Origin of the sequence: Bacillus salitolerans (genome assembly GCF_042680805.1) — a bacterium.
In the GTDB taxonomy this organism is placed as follows: Bacteria; Bacillota; Bacilli; order Bacillales; family SA4; genus Bacillus_CJ; species Bacillus_CJ salitolerans.
In genome coordinates this window covers 40177-63329 of sequence record NZ_JBHUEM010000011.1, presented here as the reverse complement: position 1 = coordinate 63329, position 23153 = coordinate 40177, and the positions used below count along the sequence as shown (strand labels likewise).

The 23153-nt window shown below is 36.1% G+C and carries 22 protein-coding genes and 1 riboswitch; of the genes, 20 read left to right on the top strand and 2 right to left on the bottom strand.

The genetic code is table 11. The annotated features are described in order from the left end of the window. The first annotated feature begins 2 nt into the window (after window positions 1–2). From ACFSCX_RS09335 to pseI, 6 genes are read left to right on the top strand one after another with little or no spacing between them, the layout of a single operon-like run. On the top strand, window positions 3–1088 hold the full coding sequence (locus tag ACFSCX_RS09335) for a LuxE/PaaK family acyltransferase (protein WP_377927938.1): 1086 nt from the start codon (window positions 3–5) through the stop codon (window positions 1086–1088). After that, window positions 1085–2302 carry an acyl-CoA reductase gene (locus ACFSCX_RS09330; protein ID WP_377927937.1) on the top strand — a complete coding sequence of 406 codons (1218 nt, stop codon included), beginning with the start codon at window positions 1085–1087 and terminating at the stop codon, window positions 2300–2302. The genes ACFSCX_RS09335 and ACFSCX_RS09330 overlap by 4 nt, the downstream gene beginning before the upstream one ends. 14 nt (window positions 2303–2316) lie before the next feature. Further along, on the top strand, window positions 2317–2856 hold the full coding sequence (gene pseH, locus ACFSCX_RS09325; RefSeq protein WP_377927936.1) for a UDP-4-amino-4,6-dideoxy-N-acetyl-beta-L-altrosamine N-acetyltransferase: 540 nt from the start codon (window positions 2317–2319) through the stop codon (window positions 2854–2856). A gap of 13 nt (window positions 2857–2869) precedes the next feature. Beyond that, window positions 2870–3598, top strand: a complete 729-nt coding sequence (locus ACFSCX_RS09320) for a cytidylyltransferase domain-containing protein (RefSeq protein ID WP_377927935.1) — start codon at window positions 2870–2872, stop codon at window positions 3596–3598. 9 nt (window positions 3599–3607) lie between these two features. Next, window positions 3608–4648, top strand: coding sequence for a UDP-2,4-diacetamido-2,4,6-trideoxy-beta-L-altropyranose hydrolase (gene pseG / locus ACFSCX_RS09315; RefSeq protein ID WP_377927934.1), 1041 nt, complete (start codon window positions 3608–3610; stop codon window positions 4646–4648). Next, on the top strand, window positions 4645–5700 hold the full coding sequence (gene pseI, locus ACFSCX_RS09310) for a pseudaminic acid synthase (protein WP_377927933.1): 1056 nt from the start codon (window positions 4645–4647) through the stop codon (window positions 5698–5700). Before pseG ends, pseI begins: the two co-directional genes overlap by 4 nt. On the opposite strand, the gene ACFSCX_RS09305 is transcribed toward pseI, so the two are convergent. Beyond that, window positions 5683–6669: a glycoside hydrolase family protein gene (locus ACFSCX_RS09305; protein WP_377927932.1), complete on the bottom strand. Its 987-nt coding sequence runs from the start codon at window positions 6667–6669 to the stop codon at window positions 5683–5685. The two genes, pseI and ACFSCX_RS09305, sit on opposite strands and share 18 nt — an antisense overlap. Window positions 6670–6719: 50 nt before the next feature. On the opposite strand from ACFSCX_RS09305, the gene ACFSCX_RS09300 reads away from it, so the two are divergent. The 5 genes from ACFSCX_RS09300 to ACFSCX_RS09280 are packed head-to-tail and all read left to right on the top strand — an operon-like array spanning window position 6720 to window position 9654. After that, the gene (locus ACFSCX_RS09300; protein ID WP_377927931.1) at window positions 6720–7661 is read left to right on the top strand and encodes a GDP-mannose 4,6-dehydratase; all 942 of its coding nucleotides are present in this window, start codon (window positions 6720–6722) and stop codon (window positions 7659–7661) included. Between the two features lie 24 nt (window positions 7662–7685). Further along, complete coding sequence (gene pseC, locus ACFSCX_RS09295) at window positions 7686–8864, top strand: UDP-4-amino-4,6-dideoxy-N-acetyl-beta-L-altrosamine transaminase (protein ID WP_377927930.1); 1179 nt, start codon at window positions 7686–7688, stop codon at window positions 8862–8864. A 53-nt stretch (window positions 8865–8917) separates the two neighbouring features. Then, entirely contained in the window at window positions 8918–9109 is a 192-nt protein-coding gene (locus ACFSCX_RS09290) for a glycosyltransferase (RefSeq protein ID WP_377927929.1), read from the top strand. Then, entirely contained in the window at window positions 9061–9285 is a 225-nt protein-coding gene (locus ACFSCX_RS09285) for a glycosyltransferase (RefSeq protein ID WP_377927927.1), read from the top strand. Before ACFSCX_RS09290 ends, ACFSCX_RS09285 begins: the two co-directional genes overlap by 49 nt. 30 nt (window positions 9286–9315) lie before the next feature. Continuing rightward, the gene (locus tag ACFSCX_RS09280) at window positions 9316–9654 is read left to right on the top strand and encodes a hypothetical protein (RefSeq protein ID WP_377927926.1); all 339 of its coding nucleotides are present in this window, start codon (window positions 9316–9318) and stop codon (window positions 9652–9654) included. 105 nt (window positions 9655–9759) lie between these two features. Here the strand turns inward: ACFSCX_RS09280 and ACFSCX_RS09275 are convergent, their stop codons facing one another. Continuing rightward, the gene (locus tag ACFSCX_RS09275) at window positions 9760–9945 is read right to left on the bottom strand and encodes a YjfB family protein (protein ID WP_377927925.1); all 186 of its coding nucleotides are present in this window, start codon (window positions 9943–9945) and stop codon (window positions 9760–9762) included. A 178-nt stretch (window positions 9946–10123) separates the two neighbouring features. Between ACFSCX_RS09275 and ACFSCX_RS09270 the strand changes: the two genes are divergently transcribed. The 9 genes from ACFSCX_RS09270 (at window position 10124) to ACFSCX_RS09230 (ending at window position 22822) form a co-directional block, all read left to right on the top strand. After that, a complete protein-coding gene (locus ACFSCX_RS09270) occupies window positions 10124–10495 on the top strand; it encodes a flagellar protein FlaG (protein ID WP_377927924.1) in 372 nt (123 codons plus the stop codon). Between the two features lie 114 nt (window positions 10496–10609). Beyond that, window positions 10610–12187 (top strand): flagellar hook-associated protein 2, encoded by a 1578-nt coding sequence (locus tag ACFSCX_RS09265; RefSeq protein ID WP_377927923.1) that lies wholly within the window; start codon window positions 10610–10612, stop codon window positions 12185–12187. Between the two features lie 17 nt (window positions 12188–12204). After that, window positions 12205–12609, top strand: a complete 405-nt coding sequence (gene fliS, locus ACFSCX_RS09260) for a flagellar export chaperone FliS (protein ID WP_377927922.1) — start codon at window positions 12205–12207, stop codon at window positions 12607–12609. Further along, a complete protein-coding gene (gene fliT / locus ACFSCX_RS09255) occupies window positions 12609–12962 on the top strand; it encodes a flagellar protein FliT (protein ID WP_377927921.1) in 354 nt (117 codons plus the stop codon). Before fliS ends, fliT begins: the two co-directional genes overlap by 1 nt. 176 nt (window positions 12963–13138) lie before the next feature. Next, on the top strand, window positions 13139–13336 hold the full coding sequence (gene cspD / locus ACFSCX_RS09250) for a cold-shock protein CspD (protein WP_377927920.1): 198 nt from the start codon (window positions 13139–13141) through the stop codon (window positions 13334–13336). 251 nt (window positions 13337–13587) lie between these two features. Beyond that, window positions 13588–14133, top strand: coding sequence for a ribosome hibernation-promoting factor, HPF/YfiA family (gene hpf / locus ACFSCX_RS09245; protein WP_377927919.1), 546 nt, complete (start codon window positions 13588–13590; stop codon window positions 14131–14133). A gap of 170 nt (window positions 14134–14303) precedes the next feature. After that, complete coding sequence (gene secA, locus ACFSCX_RS09240) at window positions 14304–16811, top strand: preprotein translocase subunit SecA (RefSeq protein WP_377927918.1); 2508 nt, start codon at window positions 14304–14306, stop codon at window positions 16809–16811. 89 nt (window positions 16812–16900) lie between these two features. Further along, a protein-coding gene (prfB, locus tag ACFSCX_RS09235) for a peptide chain release factor 2 (RefSeq protein ID WP_377927917.1) occupies window positions 16901–18002 on the top strand; the annotation gives its coding sequence in 2 pieces (ribosomal slippage) (window positions 16901–16972 and window positions 16974–18002; 1101 coding nt in all). A gap of 113 nt (window positions 18003–18115) precedes the next feature. Beyond that, window positions 18116–18198, top strand: a riboswitch (cyclic di-GMP riboswitch). Window positions 18199–18391: 193 nt separating this feature from the next. Further along, window positions 18392–22822 (top strand): diguanylate cyclase, encoded by a 4431-nt coding sequence (locus ACFSCX_RS09230; protein WP_377927916.1) that lies wholly within the window; start codon window positions 18392–18394, stop codon window positions 22820–22822. Window positions 22823–23153: the final 331 nt, after the last annotated feature.

The following is a 23153-nucleotide window of genomic DNA, read 5'->3' as shown; positions in this document are numbered from 1 at the left end:
AAATGGACATTAACTTTGGAAATCCGTATGCACTGTCTAAAAAGGAAAAACAAGAGTACTTATTGAATCGACTAACAGCTTTGACTATCCATCATAGGTTAGAGTGCGTCCCATATGTAAATATGTTAAATAATCTATCATTTACAAATGAACCTATTTCAATTAAGGATTTACCTTACCTTCCCGTACAACTATTCAAAATGCTAGAGTTAAAATCAGTTCCTGATTCAAAAGTTATAAAAACTCTTACATCTAGCGGGACAACCTCTCAGAAAGTTTCAAAGATTTACTTAGATAAAGAAACATCAATCCTACAAACGAAAGCTCTAGTATCAATTGTTACGTCCTTTATAGGAAAGAAAAGGCTACCTATGCTCATAATTGATACGAAAGAGGTGCTTAAGAATAGGACCTCATTTAGTGCTCGGGGAGCGGGTATCCTCGGATTTTCTAACTTTGGTAGGAATCCTATCTATGCTCTTGATGAGAAAATGAACTTAGATATAAATGAAGTAGTAAAATTTATTGAGGAGAATAAAAGAGTACCTAAATTGTTATTTGGTTTCACCTATATGATTTGGGAGTACTTCTTTAAATATTGTAAAGAGAACAATATTCACTTGGACTTAAAGGACAGTTTACTGATTCACGGTGGAGGATGGAAAAAGCTTTCAGATGAAGCAGTGGACAATATGGAGTTTAAGTTGTCCTTAGAAGGTATGTTTAATCTTTCTAAAATACATAATTATTATGGAATGGTTGAACAAGTGGGTTCCATTTTTATGGAATGTGAACATGGATATTTTCACACACCAGATTTTGCCGATATTATCATTCGGGATCCTTTAACACTAGAAGTTTTACCAGTCGGTAGGACGGGGGTAATTCAAGTTTTAAGTACTCTACCACAAAGCTACCCAGGACATAGTTTACTTACTGAGGACCTCGGTATGATAAGAGGGGAAGATAATTGTTCTTGTGGTAGGTTTGGGAAATACTTCCATGTATTTGGGAGAATCCCAAAAGCAGAGTTAAGAGGGTGTAGTGATACACATGCATTTGATCGATTAGGAGGAGTTGAGTTTTGAGACTTGTACTACCAAAAAGTTTAAATTGGCTGGACCAACTCCAAATTGTTCAAAATCAATTACCTTTACCATTGTTTGATGAAGTGGTTATTGAGTTTTTGAATGAATTCTCAAAAGCAATACTAAAAAATAAATCAATGAGAGAGTATCCTGAATTAATGGCAACTGCTTACTGGCTTAGAAAATCACATCTAGAACAATTGAAGAATGATTATATCGACCAGATTGGAGATAGGATTGTCTTGCCACGTGGAACAGTTCTTCATTTTGCTCCCTCGAATGTGGATTCGATTTTTATTTACTCATGGGTAATCTCGATGCTAGTTGGTAATAAAAACATAATACGGCTTTCTCAAAATAATTCAGAACAGATCAATATTTTAATCCAGTATTTTGAGCAATTATTATCCCAATCGAAATATGAAAGTATAAAGAAATCTATATTAATAATAAGCTATGAGCATAATGATCAGTATACAAAGCTTCTTTCAGATGTATGTGATATTCGGATAATTTGGGGGGGGGATAATACCATTCAAAAAATTAGAAGTATCCCAATCCCACCAATGTCCACAGAAATTGTATTTGCAGACCGTTTTTCATGTGTCATGCTTAATAGCGAAACTGTACTGAAATGTACTCAAGATGAGTTTAAGCTACTGATCCAAAACTTTTATAATGATGCATACTGGTTTGATCAGATGGCTTGCTCATCCCCTAAACTTGTTTTATGGATAGGTGACGAGCAAACTGTTGGAAAAGCAAAAGATAGATTCTGGAATGGGCTAAAGGAAATAATTAAGCAAAAAAGATATACTCTATCTGAGTCTGTAAGTATGAATAAGCTTGCTACTTCATTTTATTTTAGTTCCAAATCTGAAACTAGCGCAGTATATGCTTTTGACTCACATGTTTTACATCGTGTTGAATTGAAAAATGCGGATGAATTAGATAGAGAGGCTCATTGCGGTGCAGGATTATTTCTAGAACTTTCTTTATTTACATTAACTGAGGCAAAGAGTATATTTACAAAAAAAGATCAGACATTGTCTTATTACGGATTTGATAAAGATGAGCTTATACAGTTAATTAAAATGACAAATGGTAGAGGGATAGACCGTATTATTCCAGTTGGAAAAGCATTAGAATTTCAAGAGATCTGGGATGGCTATAATTTACCTCTATATTTAACGAGAGAAGTTTCGGTATTATAAAGGTGGCTACACATATGGATTTTATTCGATTATCAGAAGAACATTTAGAGCTTGTTTTACGGTGGCGGACTAGTAAGCATGTTACCAAGTACATGTATACGGACATTGAATTTAATATGGAGAATCAAAATAAATGGTATTCAAAGGTTAATGATGATCCGTCTCAAAAGTACTGGATCATTTCATATAATGGGGAATACATTGGTTTAGTTTCTTTAAATGACTTCGATTTAAAAAATGCAAGGAGTAGCTGGGCGTTTTATATTGGTGAAAATAAATATGCCATGATTGCAGGGAGAATTGGCCCATACATATATAACTATGCTTTCAGTCATCTAAAACTAAATAAGTTGTATGGAGAAGTGCTAGAAGAAAATAAAAGTGTTCGAAAAATGCATCTGATGAATGGTTGTAGAGAAGTAGGGTATTTTTCAAATCATATTCTTAAACATAATAAGTATCACAATGTTTATTTGTATGAAATGATGGCAAATGATTGGAATAGAGAAGAAAATAAATATTTAAATGTAGTTGGGCGGTTTGAAGACCAATAAAGGAGTATTTCTTATGAAAACACTTGTTATTATTCAAGCGCGTATGGGTTCTTCAAGACTTCCAGGTAAGGTATTGTTACCACTTGGGAAGTCGATTGTATTAGATTATGTTGTTTCTAGGTGTAAGTTGATGAAAGATGTGGTAGATGTCATTGTCGCAACTTCAACTTCATCAAAGGATGATTTAATTGTTTCTTGGTGTAAAGATCAAAGAGTTTCATTCTTTAGGGGCTCTGAGCATGATGTATTGACTCGGTACGTCGATTGCGCTAAAAAATATGAAGTTGATTACGTCATGAGAGTTACATCTGACTGTCCATTTGTTGACTATGAAATGGCAAATGAGATGATAGCCCTAATGGAAAAAGAAAAAAAAGATCTTGTCATGGTAAACTCTGACAAGCTTCCAAGGGGTCTCGCTGTTGAATTAGTGTCTATGGATGTTTTAACAACAATAAATGAAAAGGGAAAAGAACCCTATCACCGTGAGCATGTAACATATTACGGTTATGAGCATAAGGAAGAGTTCAAAATAGTTGAGTATTCGCCAAAACGTTCATTAGAGAATCCTAAGTTAAGAATTACTTTGGATACATATGAAGATTACGAGGTATGTAAGGCAGTAGCGGATCACTTTAATGGAAATAAGTTTGTGTCCGCAAAAGATGTAGTTCAATTTCTAACTAATAATCCAGATATATCCCGGTTAAACGCCAACATAGAGCAAAAGGCTGTAAAATAGGAGATAAAAATGAAGATTGTAATTAGGGTAGACTCCTCTGTTTCCTTAGGGACTGGGCATGTAATGAGATGCTTAACTCTTGCAAATTATCTAAAAAAAGAAGGTATTTTCTCTTTATTTCTGTGTAAAGATGAGCCAGGAAATTTAATTTCTGAAATACGTATGAAAGGATTTGAAGTACTAGTTCTCAATTATCAGGGGGAGTTTAACCAGAATAGTGATGCACTAGAAACTCTTAATTATCTAGAGAAATTAAATGTAAATATGATAATTGTCGACCATTATGGGATAGATAGAACCTGGGAAAGCCAAATAAGAAGAAGTGTTCAAAAGATATTTATCATTGACGATTTGGCAAATCGCCAACATGATTGTGATTATCTATTAGATCAAAATTATTATAAGCATTATTTTACTAGATATCAGTTGCTTGTCCCTAAAGATTGCAGATTATTGCTTGGTCCTTCTCATTTAATTCTTCGTGAGGAGTTTTACAAGTTAGAGCATAGGGATAGGCGAAATTCGTTACAGAGATTACTTATATTTTATGGTGGTAGTGATCCTACAAATGAGACATTGAAAGCAATTAATGCTATCACTCTTATCGATTTGGAAAAAATAGTTGTTGATGTTGTGACAGGAAGCGCCAATCTTAACAATGAAATAATTAAACAAAGATGTCTTGATAAAGGATTTAATTATCATTGCCAAATAGACTATTTAGCTACATTGATGAATAATGCTGACCTCTCATTAGGTGCAGGTGGTGTAACGATGTGGGAAAGATGCTACATTGGTTTACCCTCCATTGTGACTATTGTAGCGGATAATCAAATCAATTCAACCAATGATGTAGAAGAATATGGGGCTATCATTAATTTAGGTTACTATTTGCATGTTACTGAAAAAGTAATCTTAAATCAGGTTTTAAATGTAATAAGCCAACCTAATAGTTTAAGGAAATATAGTAGAAAAGCAAAAGAGCTAATAAGAATAAATAAACAAGAGAAACATCCAGTGGTACAAGCAATAATGGAGGGAATATCATGACCCAAAACGAGTTTTTAATTGGAAATCGAAAAATTGGAGTAACACATAAACCATTCATCATTGCGGAGATGTCTGGAAATCACAATCAATCATTGGAACGAGCACTTCAAATTGTAGAAGCAGCTGCTGAAGCTGGAGTGGATGCTGTAAAGCTGCAAACTTATACTGCTGAAACAATGACTATTGATGTTTCTGAAGGTGAATTTTTTATTTCGGATGAAAATAGCTTGTGGAAAGGGCAATCACTTTATAATTTATACCAAGAAGCATATACACCTTGGGAGTGGCATGAGCCTATCTTTAATCGTTGCAAGGAGTTAGGGTTATTAGCCTTTAGTTCTCCTTTTGATGCGTCAGCTGTAGATTTTTTAGAAAGATTGGATGTTCCATGTTATAAAATTGCATCCTTTGAAAATATAGATATTCCACTCATAAGGAAAGTTGCTTCAACAGGGAAGCCTATTATTATATCTACAGGAATGGCATCCATTTCTGAGCTCGACGAGGCTGTAAGAGCTGCGCGAGATGCGGGCTGTGAAAACCTAATTTTATTAAAGTGTACAAGTACGTATCCAGCTTCTCCTGAAAATACAAACATCGCAACACTCCCGCATATGAAGGAGCTTTTTAAATGCCAGGTGGGCTTATCTGATCATACAATGGGTGTAGGTGTAGCGGTAGCAAGCGTTGTATTAGGTGCTTCTATTATTGAAAAGCATTTTACTTTATCACGAGAAGATGGTGGAGTCGATTCAGCGTTTTCCATGGAGCCTAAGGAAATGGCTCAGCTTGTTGTCGAAACTGAAAGAGCATGGCAAAGTATAGGTGCAGTAAAATATGGTCCAACTATTGCGGAAAAACCGTCCATTTTACACAGACGGTCTTTATACATCGTAAAAGATCTACAAGAAGGAGAAGTATTAACCCCTGAGAATGTTCGTGCAATAAGACCGGGATTAGGACTTTTACCAAAATATTTGGATAAAGTAATGGGGAAAAAAGTTAAATCAGACACTAAAAAAGGAACCCCCGTCTCATGGGAGTTGTTCTAAAGGGACTAGACAAGTCTTGATATAAGGTTCAGCAAATGTATTACCAGAATAATGTACTGAAAGAATAGAGTTGTCTATCACAAGTAAATCACTATATCCACCATCGTATAAGTTGCCTATGTATTCATCTACCCTAATGGGTTTAACATTACTACTAAAGGGATCAATAATAGAAGTAGCGTGCTTATTCGCAATTGATAAATCACGATAAGAAAGATACACTTTATCTTGATGTGATATTCCCATCGGTGCATGGGCATAGGGAATTTTTTTAACTGGAACAGACCAATTAATTAGGTTTTTAGATGTTGAGTGCCAAATGGCAAAAGGAAATACGTTATCTCTCATAAAAATGTGATATTTTTCATTATGGTATAAAATACTACTTTCATTTAGAATGTATTTCTTATTTAATTCAATCGTTGAAAGAATCCTCCAATTTATAAAATCGTTAGTTGAAAGCAGAAATGGCCTTTCTCCAGGTTCTTTATGGATGGAACCATATGCAGGGAAAATGTAACCATGTTCAGAGGAGAAAGCTTTTCCATAAAAAACGAACCATTGCAGTTCGGGAACATTTACTTCTAATCGGTTAGTAAAATGAGGTGAAGAAGAAATGGATATATAGGATTGATTTATTTTTTGGGGTTCCCAAATCCTTGTAGTTAAAGAGTAGAGATTGTTATTTATTTTAGAAACAATTGAATCTAATTCATTTTGGCCATTACTTTGAAATACAGTTCTTTCATATCCTTTATTATATATAGTGTGGTGTTGAGTGTTAAATAAGTTTGTCAATATTTCCTTTTTAATACTCCATGAGTTAACTCTTCCTCTAAGACCGTGCATTTGGCGTTTATAGGAGGTACCTTGGCGGTAGAATAAGAAAATTTGATCTTCAAATGTAGTCAAAGTAGGAAAAGAAGAATATGTATTTTGTTTTCTTGGGATTATTGTTTTTTTTATCATAGTTTCACCTCTTTTTTATCATATCAAATTCACGAAAGGTGCATACATATATGAACATATTATTAACAGGCGGTGCAGGATTTATTGGACGCACCGTTGCAAAAAAACTATTAAATGATGGGCATTTTGTTTGGATAGTAGATGACCTCTCTAATGGACGGGAAGAAAATTTAGCAGAATTCAGAAGTGAACTGAAGGATTTTATTCATGGTGACATTAAAAATGAGGCTCTTCTTGAGAATTTATTTTCGAATGTAAAGTTCGATCTCTGTTATCACCTTGCTGCTTCCATTAACGTCCAGGATTCGATTGATGACCCAAGAACAACGTTTAATAACGATACGATAGGAACATTTTATTTATTAGAACAATGTCGGAAACACAATGTAAAAGTTGTTTTCATGAGCACTTGTATGGTGTATGACCGCTGTCTTGATGAAACAGGTATTACAGAAGTACATCCAATCAAACCAGCCTCACCATACGCTGGATCAAAGATTGCAGCTGAAAATATGGTACTTTCCTATTATCATGCATACGGTCTCCCTACGGTGGTTATCAGACCATTTAATACATACGGACCATTTCAAAAAACAGGAGGAGAAGGTGGCGTAGTCGCAATATTTATTAAGAAGAAGCTGAAAGGTGAAGGAGTGCATATTTACGGAGATGGTACTCAAACACGTGACCTTTTATATGTAGATGATTGTGCGGAATTTGTGGTACAAGCCGGTTACTCTGATCAAGTTAATGGTGAGATTGTAAACGCAGGTCTTGGTAGGGACATTACGATTAATGAACTCGCTAACTTAGTCTTAAAGGATGAATCAAAGATAAAACACGTTGAACATATTCATCCACAAAGTGAGATTCAAAAACTTCTTTGTAACTATGATAAAGCAAAAAATCTGTTAGGATGGGAACCTAAGGTTTCTCTTCAGGAAGGTTTACGAAGAACGGAAGATTGGATGAAGGAAAGTCACCTTGTATAGGTGACTTTTTTAGGAGGATATCGAATGTTAGCTATTCATGGTGGTAAACCAGCGAGAGAAACATATATAAGCTATGGGCAACAATGGATTGACGAAGAAGATATCAATACCGTTGTTCATACACTTAACAGTCCTTATATTACACAAGGGCCAAAAATTGAAGAATTTGAACGAAAGGTAGCAAATTATGTTGGAGCAAAGTATGCTGTTGCTTTTACAAACGGTACAGCTGCTTTGCATGCGGCTTGTTTTGCAGCTGGAATTAGTGAAGGTGATGAGGTGATAACATCTCCTATCACGTTTGCCGCGAGTGCAAATTGTGTACGTTATGTCGGTGGGGTACCAGTTTTTGCTGATATTGATCCAAAAACCTATAACATAGACCCAACACAAATTGAAAGGAATATAACTTCTAAAACAAAAGCAATTATTCCAGTTGACTTTACCGGACAACCAGTAGATCTAGATCCGATTTTGGAAGTTGCCAGAAAGCATAACCTAGTGGTCATCGAAGATGGAGCACATTCAATCGGTGCTACCTATAAAGGTAAAAGAGTTGGAACACAAGCAGATATGACAATGTTTAGTTTTCATCCAGTAAAGCATATTACGACTGCTGAAGGAGGAATGATTGTAACGGATTTTGACGAATATGCCCGAAGGTTAAAACTATTTAGGTCTCATGGTATTACAACTCAAAATTTATCTAAGGATGAAGGACCTTGGTATTATGAGATGGTTGAGCTAGGCTATAACTATCGGATGACTGATATACAAGCTGCATTAGGTGTTTCGCAAATGAGTAGATTAGACGAATTTGTTAGAAGAAGACGTGAAATTGTATCCATTTATAATGAAGAGTTTTCTAAATTCGAAGCAGTAACGATTCCATATCAGCTTGAAGAGACTAATTCAAGCTGGCATTTGTATATGATTACCATTGATTTAGATAAATTTACTGTAGGGAGAAGAGAAATTTTTGAAGCTTTACGTGCAGAAAATATAGGTGTTCATGTTCATTATATTCCTGTATATTTACATCCTTATTATCAACACTTAGGTTATAATCGTGGACTATGTACAATTGCTGAAGAATGGTATGAAAAAGCTCTTACATTACCTATATTTCCAAAAATGTCCGATGAAGATATTAACAGTGTCATACAAGGTGTTAACAAAGTGCTTGATTATTACTCGAAATAAGAGATGGGGAATAAAACAGTATAGGAGTGATTTAAATTAAAATCTCAGCTGCAATGATTGTTAAAAACGAAGATAAATTTATATTACGATGTTTACATAGCTTAATCGGCGTCGTGGACGAAATAATAATTGTAGATTCCGGTTCCACGGATAATAAACAAGAGATCATAACAAAATTTCAAAATCAATATAAAAAATGGTTCGATATTATAGATTTAAATGGCAAAATGACTTTTCTAAGGTGAGGAATTTTAGTGTTTCTAAATGTAAAGGTGATTGGATATTCATTATTGATGCCGATGAGTACATAAAAGAAGAAGACAAAAAGAGGCTTAGAGAATTTGTTAAAGTTTGTCATGACTCAAAACAACTAGTTGTTTTGGATGTTAAACAAGTCAATTCCACAGAATCTTTTGATTAAGTATTAAGAATTTTTCCGAATAATAGGGGATTGGAGTTTACAGGACTTGTTCATGAGAACATCGGTGAGAGTTTAAAGGGTAGAAATTTTCAGCGATTTAAATTAGACATTTCATTAATTCGTGATGGTTATAATCCAAACTATGTGAACCAATTAGAAAAAAAGAAAAGGAACTTACTACTTTTAGAGAAAATGTTAGAAAAAGAGCCTAATAATTATATAACCAAACTATACTATGGTCGTGAAGTTGCTATTTTGGATACGGCGGTTGCATTAGAGTATTTGAATGACGTGCTTCTAAATAGCCAGGATCTAGAAATTAAGGAAAAGGCTAAGGAATACATTCATTTAATAAAAGATAAAAAGTAGAATGTAAAGTGGCAGCTTTATATTTAATAAAAACAGCTTGAAGTTATCTTTGAAGTGTACCTACTATAAAGAAAAATACCTAGACTAATATGACTAGGTATTTTTTTATCCTCTTAAATCAATTGATTTCCCTAATGTAGGATGAGGAGCTGGAGAAGAACCCTCTAGCATCTTTGTTAGATTGTCACCAGTTTGTTCAGCTGATTCCATTGCAACTTTTAATAAAGAAAGATCAGTACTTTGTTTTGCATTTGCTTGGCTCATCATAACAGACAATGCAGCAATATCCATCTAGACAACCTCCTCTCTTAATAAACCTTAACATGGATTAATTATCAGATAAAGAAATATATATGAGAATAGTTATCTTTTTAACTTTATAAGAATTTTAATCAAGAACTGTAAATATTTACAGATTTTCACCGATAAAAATATTGACTGGACTATCTTTGAGAGGAGGGACTTAGTAGTGGAAATACAAAAAACAACACCGATGATGAAGCAAATGCTAATCAAGAAGGAACAGCCAAGTCCAAATGAAGTAGAAGTGTTAAAAGCTAAGCAACTAGAATCTTCCCTGCCTAAAGAAGAACAACCAGCAACAGAAAAGAAAGATAAAAAAGAAGATTTAAAAGATAAAGTTGATCAAACGAATAAAATGTTGGAACTAAATTATACTTCATTAAAGTTTGAAGTACACGACGAAACCAATCGAGTAGCGGTTAGTGTAGTTGATCAAGAATCGAAAAAGGTAATAAGAGAAATTCCGGAAAAAGAATTTTTAGATATGTTTGCGAAAATGATGGATTATTTAGGATTATTAGTCGATAAGAAGGCTTAATGGAAAAGAAGGGAATACCTTCTTTTTTTATTTTACACTTAACTGTTTGTTGTAAGGTCCGATAATAACAATATAGAATATAAATCGACCGTCTTCCGGTGAGGAGGAAATACTATGGGAATTGATAAAATACGTTTTAGTGGACTTGCATCAGGAATGGATACAGAATCTATGGTAAAACAGCTTATGCAAGCAGAAAGAATCCCACTAAATAAATTAGAGCAAAAGAAACAAACGCTTGAATGGAAACGCGACCAATACCGTGAAATGAACTTAATGCTAGCTGAGTTAGATAAGTTTATTTTCGATGGGGTTGGAAAACAGTCAACCTTTCTGAAAAAGAAAATCGTTAGCTCAGATGAATCAAAGGTTACGGCAACTTCCGTTGGTGCTTCAAGTAATACAAGTACGAAGCTTGAGGTTTCTAGGCTTGCATCAGCTGAGTCATGGAATTCGGAGGCTGCAATCTCGTTCACAGCTGGTACAGCTTATGCCGCTGATTTTAAAGTAACCGATCCTGATGGCACTGTCAGAACAAAAACAGTAAATATAAAGGATACTGATAATATAGATGCTGCTATAAGTGCTTTTAATAATGCCGGTCTAGGCGTCACAGCAATGAAGGGCAATATTCTTGATGATGATGGTGTTACTTACCGTGAAATGATTGTCTTAACTCAAAATAAGACGGGTAGTGGCGCTTCTATTGAAGTAACGAATACAGATGCAACACAATTAATGGAGAAGTTTGGATTTAGAAAAGACGATGGTACAACATATGCCCTGAATGAAACATTAGTACCTAAACAAAACGGTCAAACCGGTGGCCAAGATGCCATTGTAAAAATTAACGATCTTCAAATGTACTTTAAATCCAATGAATTTGAAATTAATGGAATGAAATACAATATCAAAAATACCACTGGTGGGACTCCGGTAACGATTAGTTCAACAACAGACGTCGATGGTGTAGTAGAATCAATTAAAGCCTTTATGGATAAGTATAATGAAATTCTGGAAAAGTTCGGTAACAAGCTTAACGAAGAAAAATACAAAGAATTCGCTCCATTGACAAAAGAACAGAAGGAACAATTATCCAAAGAGGAAATTGAAAAATGGGAAGAAAAAGCAAAAAGTGGGTTACTTCGAAGAGATACTCTTTTAACCAACAATCTTAGCAAAATGAGAATGGCATTAACTGGAGAGGTAAATGGGGCTCTCACAAACTCAAAGTATGACCATCTTTCTGAAATAGGAATTGTTACATCCTCTAACTATTTAGAAAATGGTAAGCTTGTCCTTGATCCTACAAAAATTATTAACAAAATGATAGGTGAAGATAGACTCCGAAAAGCGATAGAAGAAGACCCAGAAGCTGTTTTTCAGCTATTTTTCGCATCTGGTGAAACTTCTAGCGAAAAAGGTGTTGCGAGAAGATTAAGAGAAGAAGTACAGAGTAGTATTAATAGAATTGATGAAACGGCAGGAAAGGCTACAGCCCTAGATCATCAATTCCGTATTGGACGTGACCTTAGTGATTTAAACAATCGTATTGAATCCTTCGAAGATAAATTAAAAAGAGCAGAAGACCGCTACTGGCGCCAATTCACCGCCATGGAAAAAGCCATGCAACGTGCAAACGAGCAAGCAGCATATATTGCCAACGCGTTTGGTGGAGGAGCACAACAATAAAGGAGTGTTAATTAACAATGGCCATTAACAAGCACCCGCATCAGGCTTATCAACAAAATGCGATTACGACTGCGACCCCTGAACAGCTGACGTTAATGTTATATAATGGATGTTTGAAATTTATGAAGCTTGCTAGACAAGGCATTGAACAACAAAATATCGAAGTGAAGAACGTAAATTTGCAAAAAGCGCAAAATATCATCCATGAATTCATGGTTACGTTAAATACAGAAATTGAAATCTCTCAAAATTTACTTCAGCTTTATGATTATATTTATCGAAGATTGATTGAAGTCAATATAAAGAACGATTTGACCATCCTAGAAGAGGTCGAAGGCTATGTAGTAGAACTGCGTGATACGTGGAAGGAAGCTATGCTTCTTTCTAAGCAAGCGCAACCTGTACAAGGTGGGCAAGCATAGTGTCTTCGATTGCAAAGCTATATGATGCTACGAAAGTGCTCTATGATCATTTACAGCAACTGCCGGATGAAGACAGCAGAGAGCCATACATTGAACAAATTAATGACATGCTTGATAAGCGGGATGTCATCATAAAAGAAGTAAAGGCACCGAGTACGGACGAAGAACGTGAGCTCGGAACTGAGATTCAAAAACTAGATCATGATATTCGAATAAAATTAAAAACCTTATTCAATCAAATCAATATGGATTTGAACAAACTAAAAAAACAGAAGAACACTCATCAAAAATATACAAATCCATATGCCGCGACAAGCAACATGGATGGAACATTTTTCGACAAAAAGAAATAAGATTCATCATTCGGACTTCTCCAGTTTGGAGAAGTTTTTCTTTTCGTTGAAAATACTGTCGAAACCGCTCAAAAATTTGCTACGACAATGATTTGACTTCCAATTTTCCATTCGGTATATTCAAAATGTGGGTATATTTACCACAAAAGTATATGATTTTGAAGGGAATGTGAGTTATGCAAGGTAAAGTAAAATGGTTTAACGCAGAAAAAGGTTTCGGATTTATTGAGCGCGAAGATGGAGACGATGTATTCGTACATTTCTCAGCAATTCAAACAGATGGTTTCAAAACACTTGAAGAAGGTCAATCTGTAGAGTTTGAAATCGTTGAAGGTAACCGCGGACCACAAGCTGCGAACGTAACAAAGCTTTAATTTATAGCATAAATAACCGATGAAAAGCGACTGTTTTTTCATCGCTTACTTATATAAGCACGAAAATTAAAGCAACACAAAAACTCGCCACTGGCGAGTTTTTATTTTTTCCATATTTATTGTCATGAACCATCACTTCCTCACATAAAATTAATTCACAAAAATTCAAACTTTTTATAGGTTTAAGGAGGTTTGGACAGGGGTAATGTAGAAATATATAGCATAGCTTGTATTAAAGGAGGAGTTCATGTATGAAGTTTAACATTCGTGGTGAAAACGTTGAGGTAACTCCAGCTATTCGTGATTATGTCGAGCAAAAGGTTGGGAAGTTAGATAAGTACTTCACTGAAGGACTTGATTCTAATGTTCATGTCAACTTGAAGGTGTATAACAACAAACAGAAGATAGAGGTTACGATTCCGATGTCTTCAATCACATTACGAGCTGAAGAAAGACATGATGATTTATATGCGGCGATTGATTTAGTGGTTGATAAGCTAGAGAGACAAATCCGCAAACACAAAACAAGAGTAAACCGTAAATTTAGAGATCAAGGTTCTCCAAAGTTCATGTTTACGAATGGGGAAGAGCCGAGGTCTAATATAGATGAAGATGGGGAAGAAGAAGTGGTTCGTACAAAACGCTTTAATTTAAAGCCAATGGATAACGATGAAGCCATTCTTCAAATGAACATGTTAGGGCATAACTTTTTCGTTTATACGAATGCTGTTACAAATGCGACTAATGTCGTCTATAAACGTAAAGATGGAAAATACGGTATTATTGAACCGAGCTAATCGCAAAAACTACGCAGCCGCCATAAATCGGCTGCGTGTTTTTTTGTCAAAAGAGGAAGTCCCCTAAATGTTGGCATCCTTTTTCAGTTAATGGTAATATTAAGAGTGGATTCTTCTATTTTTTGCTTAAGCAAGCAAAACAGAATGAGATAAAGAGGAGCGTTTTATAGATGCTTGGAATGTTAAAAAAGGTGTTTGATTCAAATCAGCGCCAAATAAATAAATATCAAAAGATTGCTGATCAAGTGGAAGCACTAGGACCTAACTATGAAAAACTGTCGGATGAAGAGCTTCGTTTAAAGACAGCTGAATTTAAAGCACGTCTTGAGAAAGGTGAAACGGTAGATGATATTCTAGTTGAAGCATTTGCTGTCGTACGTGAAGGTGCGACTCGTGTATTAAAGATGCGTCCATTCCCGGTTCAAATCATGGGGGCGATGACCCTTCATGAAGGAAATATTGCTGAGATGAAGACAGGGGAAGGAAAAACCTTAACGTCAACGATGCCTGTTTATTTAAATGCTTTAACCGGAAAAGGTGTTCACGTTGTCACAGTTAACGAATATTTAGCAACACGTGATGCAACTGAAATGGGACTGCTTTATGAATTTTTAGGACTATCTGTTGGTCTTAACTTAAATGGAATGTCTCGAGAAGAAAAAATTGAGGCATATTCAAAGGATATTACATATAGTACGAACAATGAGCTAGGCTTTGATTACTTGCGTGATAATATGGTTCTTTACAAGGAGCATATGGTACAACGACCACTTCATTATGCAGTAATTGACGAGGTCGACTCGATCTTAGTCGATGAAGCCCGTACACCACTAATCATTTCAGGTTCTGCTCGAAAATCAACGGGTCTATATATTCAAGCCAATGCGTTTGTACGTACAATCAAGGAAGAAGAGGATTATACGTACGATGTCAAAACAAAGGCTGTACAACTAACAGAGGAAGGTATTTCAAAGGCTGAGAAGGCTTTTGGCTTAGAAAACCTCTTTGATATTGCAAACGTAAATGTGATTCACCATATTAACCAAGCATTGAAGGCGAATGTTAGTATGCTTCGCGATACAGATTATGTGGTTCAAGATGGTGAGGTTGTCATCGTTGACTCCTTTACAGGTCGTCTTATGAAGGGGCGTCGATACAGTGATGGTCTTCACCAAGCAATCGAGGCGAAGGAAGGGCTTGAGATTCAAAACGAAAGTATGACCCTTGCAACGATTACGTTCCAGAACTACTTCCGTATGTATGAGAAGCTATCCGGTATGACGGGTACAGCGAAAACAGAGGAAGAGGAATTCCGTAACATCTACAATATGTATGTTGTGGCGATTCCTACCAATAAACCGATTGCACGTGATGACAAGCCGGATTTAATTTTCAAAACGATTGATGGAAAGTTCCGTGCTGTTTGTGAACAAATTGCAGAAATGCATGCAAAAGGACAACCGATCCTAGTTGGTACGGTTGCGGTTGAGACATCTGAGCTCATTTCCAAATATTTAACGAAAAAAGGCATAAAACATAATGTCTTAAATGCGAAGAATCATGAACGTGAAGCTGAAATTATCGCCAATGCTGGCCAACTAGGTGCCGTAACGATTGCAACGAATATGGCAGGTCGTGGTACCGATATTAAATTAGGTGAAGGCGTCAAGGAAGTTGGCGGACTTGCTGTTCTTGGAACAGAGCGTCATGAGAGTCGTCGAATTGATAACCAGCTTCGTGGACGTTCTGGTCGTCAAGGTGACCCAGGGGTAACTCAATTCTATCTGTCGATGGAAGATGAGTTAATGCGCAGATTCGGTTCTGATAACATGAAAGCAATGATGGATCGTCTTGGTATGGATGACTCACAACCGATTGAAAGTAAAATTGTATCTCGTGCCGTTGAATCTGCTCAAAAGCGAGTTGAAGGAAATAACTTCGATGCACGTAAGCAATTACTTCAATACGATGATGTCCTGCGTCAGCAGCGTGAAGTCATTTATGCGCAGCGTTATGATGTATTATCTTCTGAAAACTTGCGTGAAGTAATTGAGTCCATGATTAAAGGTACGATTGAGCGAAATGTGGCTGCACACTGCTCAACTAACGAAGAGCCAGAAGAGTGGAATGTAAAGGCGATCGTTGACTATGTGGAGGCAAATCTTCTTAATGAGGGCGATCTTTCCGAAAAGGAATTGTCTGGAAAAGAGCCTGAAGGAATCACGGAGTTTATTTACGATAAAGTAAGGGCTCGTTATGATGAAAAGGAAAAGCAGCTCTTGCCTGAGCAAATGCGTGAATTTGAGAAAGTTATTGTACTCCGAGCTGTTGATAGTAAATGGATGGATCATATTGATGCGATGGAACAGCTTCGCCAAGGAATTCATTTACGTGCTTATGGACAAATTGATCCACTTCGTGAATACCAGATGGAAGGATTTGCGATGTTTGAAAGTATGGTTGAATCGATTGAGGAAGAGACCTCCAGGTATATTATGAAGGCACAAATTCGCAATAACCTTGAGCGACAAGAAGTGGCTAAAGGGCAAGCCGTCATTCCAAATGCTGATGGTCAAAAGCCAAAACGTAAGCCGGTTGTGAAAAGTGTTACAGTCGGGAGAAATGATCCGTGTATTTGCGGAAGTGGTAAAAAGTATAAGCAATGCTGCGGAAGCTAACATATTATAAGGATGGAAAGTAAGCTTATGTCGTATGGCATAGGCTTTCTTCACGAAATATATAGAAAAGGTTCTATGAGGTGAACACAATGGAATTAGTAGAAATCAGACATGAACTTGAAAAAATGGAAAAGCGTTTAGCTGACTTTAGGGGGTCTCTTTGACTTAGAAGAGAAAGTGGCACGTATTCGTGAGCTTGACGAACGAATGGTTGAACCAAACTTTTGGGATAACCAACAAGCCGCTCAAACCGTCATCAACGAGGCAAATGGGTTAAAAGATCTTGTGAATCAATTTAATGATTTAAATGATGCATATGAAAATTTAGATATGACATACGAGCTGTTGAAGGAAGAAAATGATGATGATCTTCTTAAAGAGCTGATTCAAGAGGTTAAATCTTTAACAAAGGAATTCAATGAATTTGAGCTTCAGCTATTGTTGAGCGAACCATATGATAAAAACAATGCGATTCTTGAATTACATCCAGGGGCTGGTGGTACAGAATCACAAGACTGGGGATCAATGCTCCTACGAATGTACACGCGCTGGGCAGAACGCAAAGGGTTTAAAGTAGAGACGCTTGACTATTTACCTGGAGATGAAGCTGGGGTAAAAAGTGTTTCGTTACTTATAAAAGGTCACAATGCTTATGGATATTTAAAGGCAGAAAAAGGTGTACACCGTTTAGTTCGTATCTCTCCATTTGATTCATCTGGACGCCGTCATACATCCTTTGTATCTTGTGATGTATTGCCAGAATTTAATGATGAAATTGATATTGAAATCCGCACGGAAGATTTAAAGGTTGATACGTACCGTGCAAGTGGAGCTGGTGGACAGCACATTAATACGACCGATTCTGCCGTTCGTATTACGCATCTTCCAACAAACACAGTGGTGACGTGTCAAACGGAGCGCTCACAAATTAAAAACCGCGAACGCGCGATGAAAATGCTGCAAGCAAAGCTTTATCAGAAGAAGATTGAAGAACAACAAGCTGAGTTGGATGAAATCCGTGGCGAACAAAAGGACATTGGTTGGGGAAGTCAAATTCGTTCATACGTTTTCCACCCATACTCGCTAGTTAAGGATCATCGCACCAATTATGAAGTTGGAAATACCCAGAGTGTGATGGATGGAGATTTAGATCCATTTATCGATGCATTCTTACGATCAAAATTAAAATAGACAGTCCCATAACTAGGATAAAACACTAAAATTGTTAATATTTAGTCGTTTTATCCTAGTGCTTTTTACGGAGATAGTATATAATGAAAAAAACGTTAGAAATGTCCGAAAACTCGATATAGAGGCAAACCATTCTAAAGGATGGGACGCAAAACTAAAGGGGCTAAATCATTAGATAAGCCAGCCAGTTGCAATCTAGTTCAGCAAATACCCTTTTTTAGGGTGTTTTTTTTCTTCTTCAAAAAATCAAATGATAAACTTCAATAAATTCTGTACATAAAAAATTAAGTAGTCTCATGCTGCCAAGAAACAAGGGACTAGCATAGTTTTGTGATAATTGATTTGGATTGTAATCTATAAATCTTATGATAGGACTGTGATGTGAAGTGGTGAGAATAGTAGATTCAAGTGAATACAAACTACTTAAGGAAGTAGAACACGACGATGGTTTAGGTAAAACATACACAGCTTTTGATAGGCAGCATACCCCACTTTTGCTTCATGTGATACCGAGTACGATGACTACCTTTATTGGCGAAGAACATATTAAACTCAGGTTAAAATCTCTTGCTCAGAGCCATTCGTCTTTTCTGCCAATTCGAAAGGTTTATTGTCAACAGGGCGAAGTGATAGTGGAGTATGAGAATCACCAAAATTTGGTCACTTTGCACGAATATATGAAAGGGAAGACGTTTAAGGATACGATTAGAATCCTTGAGAAAATAGCCATTCAATTAGAGGTTTTGCATCATGAAAGTGTAATACAAGGAGCGATTGTACCTAGTTACGTATGGATAACTGAAGGAAATGAAGTTAGATTTATGCCGCTTTATACACAATCACCATATGAACTACTTCACGGAATGCAAAGACCTCATTATCCTTATTTCGCTCCAGAGCTGTACCATTTAAATAAATTTGATATGCGTACAGATATTTATAATCTGGGGATTTTGTTTTATGAAATACTAACTGGCACAAATCCAAATAACATGGTGACAAAGCAGAATAATGTAACGATTGAACAAATGGATCTACCTTTTCATTTAAAGAAATTAGTTCTACAGATGATTCATAAACGTCCAGTTAGTAGGCTGCAATGGGTAGGACAAATAATAAATGAACTTCAAAGAATTCAAGGGAAGGATCATCAAGAAAGAAACTCAGATACATGCTTGTATGGCTCCCACTATTTATACTCGCCTGAATTTATTGGAAGAAAAGAAGAGTTACAGATTCTTTCAAAACTAAACCGTTCGATTATTGAAGGAAGGTCACAAAGTATTCTGATCAGTGGCCCAACGGGAAGCGGGCGCAAGCGCCTATTTTTTGAAATTACCGAAGACTTTTCAGGGCAAATTGATTATTATGTTTCAAGAGCAGATGACACTCCATATTCAGTCATTGAGCAGCTTGTGACAAAAATAATTAAAATATCGATTGCACGGCCGATTCTTCATCCTATATTAAATCATTTACCTGGTTTAGCAGAAGTATTTCCTAAACTGAAAACTGTTTATAAGCATCAGTTAGAGTCACAGGATTCACCAGCCTTCTCTTTACTCCAGACAGAACAGTTTCTTGTTGATTTCTTTATTGACTTTCTAACAATATCTGAAACGAGAATCGTGTTTGGTATTTACTCAGCTGAAAGGATGGATCCTTTTTCACTCTCGATATTAAAACGATTATTATCGTTAGAAGAAATTGTGTTAGGTGTAATTGGGATTGGTGAGGCTCATGAACTAGGTGAGCTTTATGAAGAAGGGATAGACCTTCAACCTTTACCGTTACGTGAGTATGCTCATTTTTTATTATCTATTTTTGGAAAGGCAAGCTTCTTACAAGAAAAATTAATAGAACGGCTGTACCACTATTCCAATAAGAATTTGACAAAGACAATAGAGCTTGTTCATTATTTAGCTGATACAAAGCAGCTGTATATTCAGCATTACAGCTGGCATTTAGTGGATAAGAACATCCGTGCTTTATCCTTACCACCATCTGATGAACTGATGATCAATCATAAAATACAGTTGTTATTAGAAGAGGAGAAACGAATCTATCAGGTTTTATCTCTTGTTCAAATACCTATCGTGAATCATCACAGCTTTTTATCGATGATTGCCAAGGTGGCGGGTGTTGAGTCTAGTGAAAAGGTGTTACAAGCGATAGAATCTATTCAAAAACAAGGCTTGTTGTTGAGATTAATGACGAATTATGAATTTCCATCACTAACGATTAGGGAGTTTGTAGAAAGTACGATTGATGAAACGAAAAAAGACTCCATTCATCACGAGCTTGCCATGCAGTTAATAGATGGAAGACACTACTCGATGGTTGCGTATCATTATAGTCAAAATGGAAATTGGAGAAAAGCAGCGCTCTTTTATTTAATCGAGGCAAGAAGAAGCTTTCGAGCTAGTCTCTATATAAAGGCTGTAGAAATGATTGAAAAATCTGTTCATATATATGAACAGTATCTGGATGGCATGCCACCCAAGGCAATGCTTCTTTTAATGGGGTATAGCTTCGAGAGATCAGGCCAATTGATGAAAGCCATTGAGATTTATAAACAGTTACATGAGCAATTCGATTCGATTAAAGCCCTTATACGACTAGGATTTTCTTGTTCGAATACGAAAAACTACGTAGTATTTGAGGAGGTAGAGGGGAAAATTGAACAGCTAAGTTTAGATGCTGGTATCCCGGTAAAGTATCGAATTGAGCTGAAAATTATTCTTTCAACCTGGAGTATTATTACAAAGCGAGATTTTACATTGGTAGAAGAATTAACACAGTTACAAAATACAGCAAGTGAATCTTTACGCAAGGAACTGGGTGTTAAAAATTATATCCGCCTTTTATATAATACACATAATATGCTCTATCACCAGAAAAAGCCATGGACTGAACGGGAACGGTTTATCTTAGAAGCTCAGTCGCTTGCTGAACAGCATGATCAGAAATTCCTGTTAAGTGGAATCTATAATATTATCGCAATTGGACTCATGGATGAGGATTTATTGCGAGCGAAGGATTTTTATTTTAAAGCAGTAGAAATGGCTAAATTACTTGGTGATAAACAGAATGAAAAAGTTGCCAAAGAGAATTTATTCGTTTGTTACAAGCTCTTAGGGGATATACCGAACTCATTTGAGTTTGCTGAAAAGGTTCGAGTGTTAGGAAATAAAATCAATCAGCCAAATGATACAGGTTTTTTAAGTGAATATATCAATCATTATCTCTTTATCGAAGACTTTCAAAATGCCCAAATCATGATTAACAAAGTAAAGCGAGAAGCGAAAAAGAATAAACAGATCAGTATTCGAAATCAAGTGTTTATTTTTCAATTCAAGCTATATGTTCAGCGTAATGACGTACATAAAGTGTTTAAAATGTGGCCAGCTGTGAGGCGGGTATGTGAAACAAACAATATGGTAGAAGAATTACGTGAACTGGAGTTCATGTATCTTCTATTTACAAAAGACTTTGGAGAGCTCATTCATAAGGTGAGTATACAGCTTGAATCATCTCTGTTAACTTTACAAGAACGAATTGAATGTATGATTTACAAAATTACAGCATTACAAGAAACGGCAAATTATGAAGAAGCGTTAGAGCTTACGAGAGCGTTAGAGCAATTGATTTACAAAACGAAATATTATGGCTATCTAGGTCACGTTTGCTTACTAAGAGGGATGTTTTACAAAAAGCAAGAGCAATACATTCAAGCAAAAGTAAACCTGACTAGAGCAAAAAATAATTTCATAAAATTAACGAACGATGTCAAAGTCCAATTTGTTAATCAACAATTAGTAGAACTCCATGATAAGCTAGTAACAAACATTATGGCAGAGCATCAGCATGTAACCAATCTGCTAGTGAATTATGAGGTATTGTTTGATAGTGTAAAGCGGATTAATGCTTCCTTATCCCTTGAACAGCTTAGTAAAAATATTGCGATTGTCTTATATGAAAACTTTCTAATCGATCGCATCCATTTGTATACGACACGAAAAAATGGGAGAAAGCTATTATCCATCAATGAAAAAATTCAGTTAGTAGAAGCAAAAAATATGGAAGATGTTCTGGCTAGAATTGATCGCACCCGTACGTATTCTAGTTTCCAGGTCGACAATTCAACCTATGTCTGTTTTCCGGTATTTTCTGATAAGGATGAAGCCATCACCTTTCTTCTAGTTGAAAATTATACGATTCAATCTTATTTTTCAAAAGAAGAGCGATCCCTCATCGGAAATTTGTTAGAGCTAGTTACACCTAAAATTGAAAAGGTATTAGCCACTGAACAAGTTACAACTGACGATTTAACAGGGTTATTTAAACGAGATTTCTTTCTTGAAAAGCTAGGTTCCGAATTTAAAAAAGCGAAAGCTTATGGTACTCACCTTTCCTTTATCATGCTTGATTTAGATGATTTCAGTGAGGTGAATAATGTATTTGGCCATATAGAAGGTGACCGTGTGTTAAAGGAAGTTTCAAGTCAGCTTCGTCAATCCGTTCGAAACGGCGACATTGTTGGACGATATGGAGGCGAAGAATTTATCGTGATTCTTCCAAATACAAATGGTGAATCCGCTACATCTGTCGCGCATGATTTGCTGCGAGTTATTCATCGAATTGATATAGGAAAAGGGAAGCAGTTGACCGCGAGTATTGGGGTATCTAGTGTTGACAAGGATGAACCTGAGACGATGAAGGATTTAATATCAAAGGCTGACTTTGCCGAAATATTTGCTAAGAAGAATGGTAAGAACAGGGTCGTATGTTATTGGGACTTAGTCCCTGAAAGGCTGTGAGCAATCACAGTCTTTTTTTGGGGGGATAAAAGTTATATATCATAGTGGCTACAAGCCAAGGAGGCATACCAGGTTCTATGGGAAATAGTGAGAGCAGCACACCAGTGCACATAACAAAGGTGAGTGCAAAGGAAGCTTTGTGGCTATTTGAGTCTATACTTTTCTGTCATTTTACATAAACTAACAGTAATCTTTTTTAATACTTTACCACGTCAAACCGATACCGTTCACAAAATAATGAACCCGTGATATACTCACCTTCGGTTAGAAAAACAAAGACTAGAGCCGGTCAATATACCATTGGGCATGGCTTCGTTTTTTTGAGCAAAAT

What these genes read in the sequence shown, in the direction of transcription:
- ACFSCX_RS09335 (WP_377927938.1), top strand. Translation starts at nt 3, where the DNA reads ATGGACATTAACTTTGGAAATCCGTATGCACTGTCTAAAAAGGAAAAA.
- pseH (WP_377927936.1), top strand. Translation starts at nt 2,317, where the DNA reads ATGGATTTTATTCGATTATCAGAAGAACATTTAGAGCTTGTTTTACGG.
- ACFSCX_RS09320 (WP_377927935.1), top strand. Translation starts at nt 2,870, where the DNA reads ATGAAAACACTTGTTATTATTCAAGCGCGTATGGGTTCTTCAAGACTT.
- pseG (WP_377927934.1), top strand. Translation starts at nt 3,608, where the DNA reads ATGAAGATTGTAATTAGGGTAGACTCCTCTGTTTCCTTAGGGACTGGG.
- pseI (WP_377927933.1), top strand. Translation starts at nt 4,645, where the DNA reads ATGACCCAAAACGAGTTTTTAATTGGAAATCGAAAAATTGGAGTAACA.
- ACFSCX_RS09305 (WP_377927932.1), bottom strand. Translation starts at nt 6,669, where the DNA reads ATGATAAAAAAAACAATAATCCCAAGAAAACAAAATACATATTCTTCT.
- ACFSCX_RS09300 (WP_377927931.1), top strand. Translation starts at nt 6,720, where the DNA reads ATGAACATATTATTAACAGGCGGTGCAGGATTTATTGGACGCACCGTT.
- pseC (WP_377927930.1), top strand. Translation starts at nt 7,686, where the DNA reads ATGTTAGCTATTCATGGTGGTAAACCAGCGAGAGAAACATATATAAGC.
- ACFSCX_RS09290 (WP_377927929.1), top strand. Translation starts at nt 8,918, where the DNA reads ATGATTGTTAAAAACGAAGATAAATTTATATTACGATGTTTACATAGC.
- ACFSCX_RS09285 (WP_377927927.1), top strand. Translation starts at nt 9,061, where the DNA reads ATGGTTCGATATTATAGATTTAAATGGCAAAATGACTTTTCTAAGGTG.
- ACFSCX_RS09275 (WP_377927925.1), bottom strand. Translation starts at nt 9,945, where the DNA reads ATGGATATTGCTGCATTGTCTGTTATGATGAGCCAAGCAAATGCAAAA.
- ACFSCX_RS09265 (WP_377927923.1), top strand. Translation starts at nt 10,610, where the DNA reads ATGGGAATTGATAAAATACGTTTTAGTGGACTTGCATCAGGAATGGAT.
- fliS (WP_377927922.1), top strand. Translation starts at nt 12,205, where the DNA reads ATGGCCATTAACAAGCACCCGCATCAGGCTTATCAACAAAATGCGATT.
- cspD (WP_377927920.1), top strand. Translation starts at nt 13,139, where the DNA reads ATGCAAGGTAAAGTAAAATGGTTTAACGCAGAAAAAGGTTTCGGATTT.
- hpf (WP_377927919.1), top strand. Translation starts at nt 13,588, where the DNA reads ATGAAGTTTAACATTCGTGGTGAAAACGTTGAGGTAACTCCAGCTATT.
- secA (WP_377927918.1), top strand. Translation starts at nt 14,304, where the DNA reads ATGCTTGGAATGTTAAAAAAGGTGTTTGATTCAAATCAGCGCCAAATA.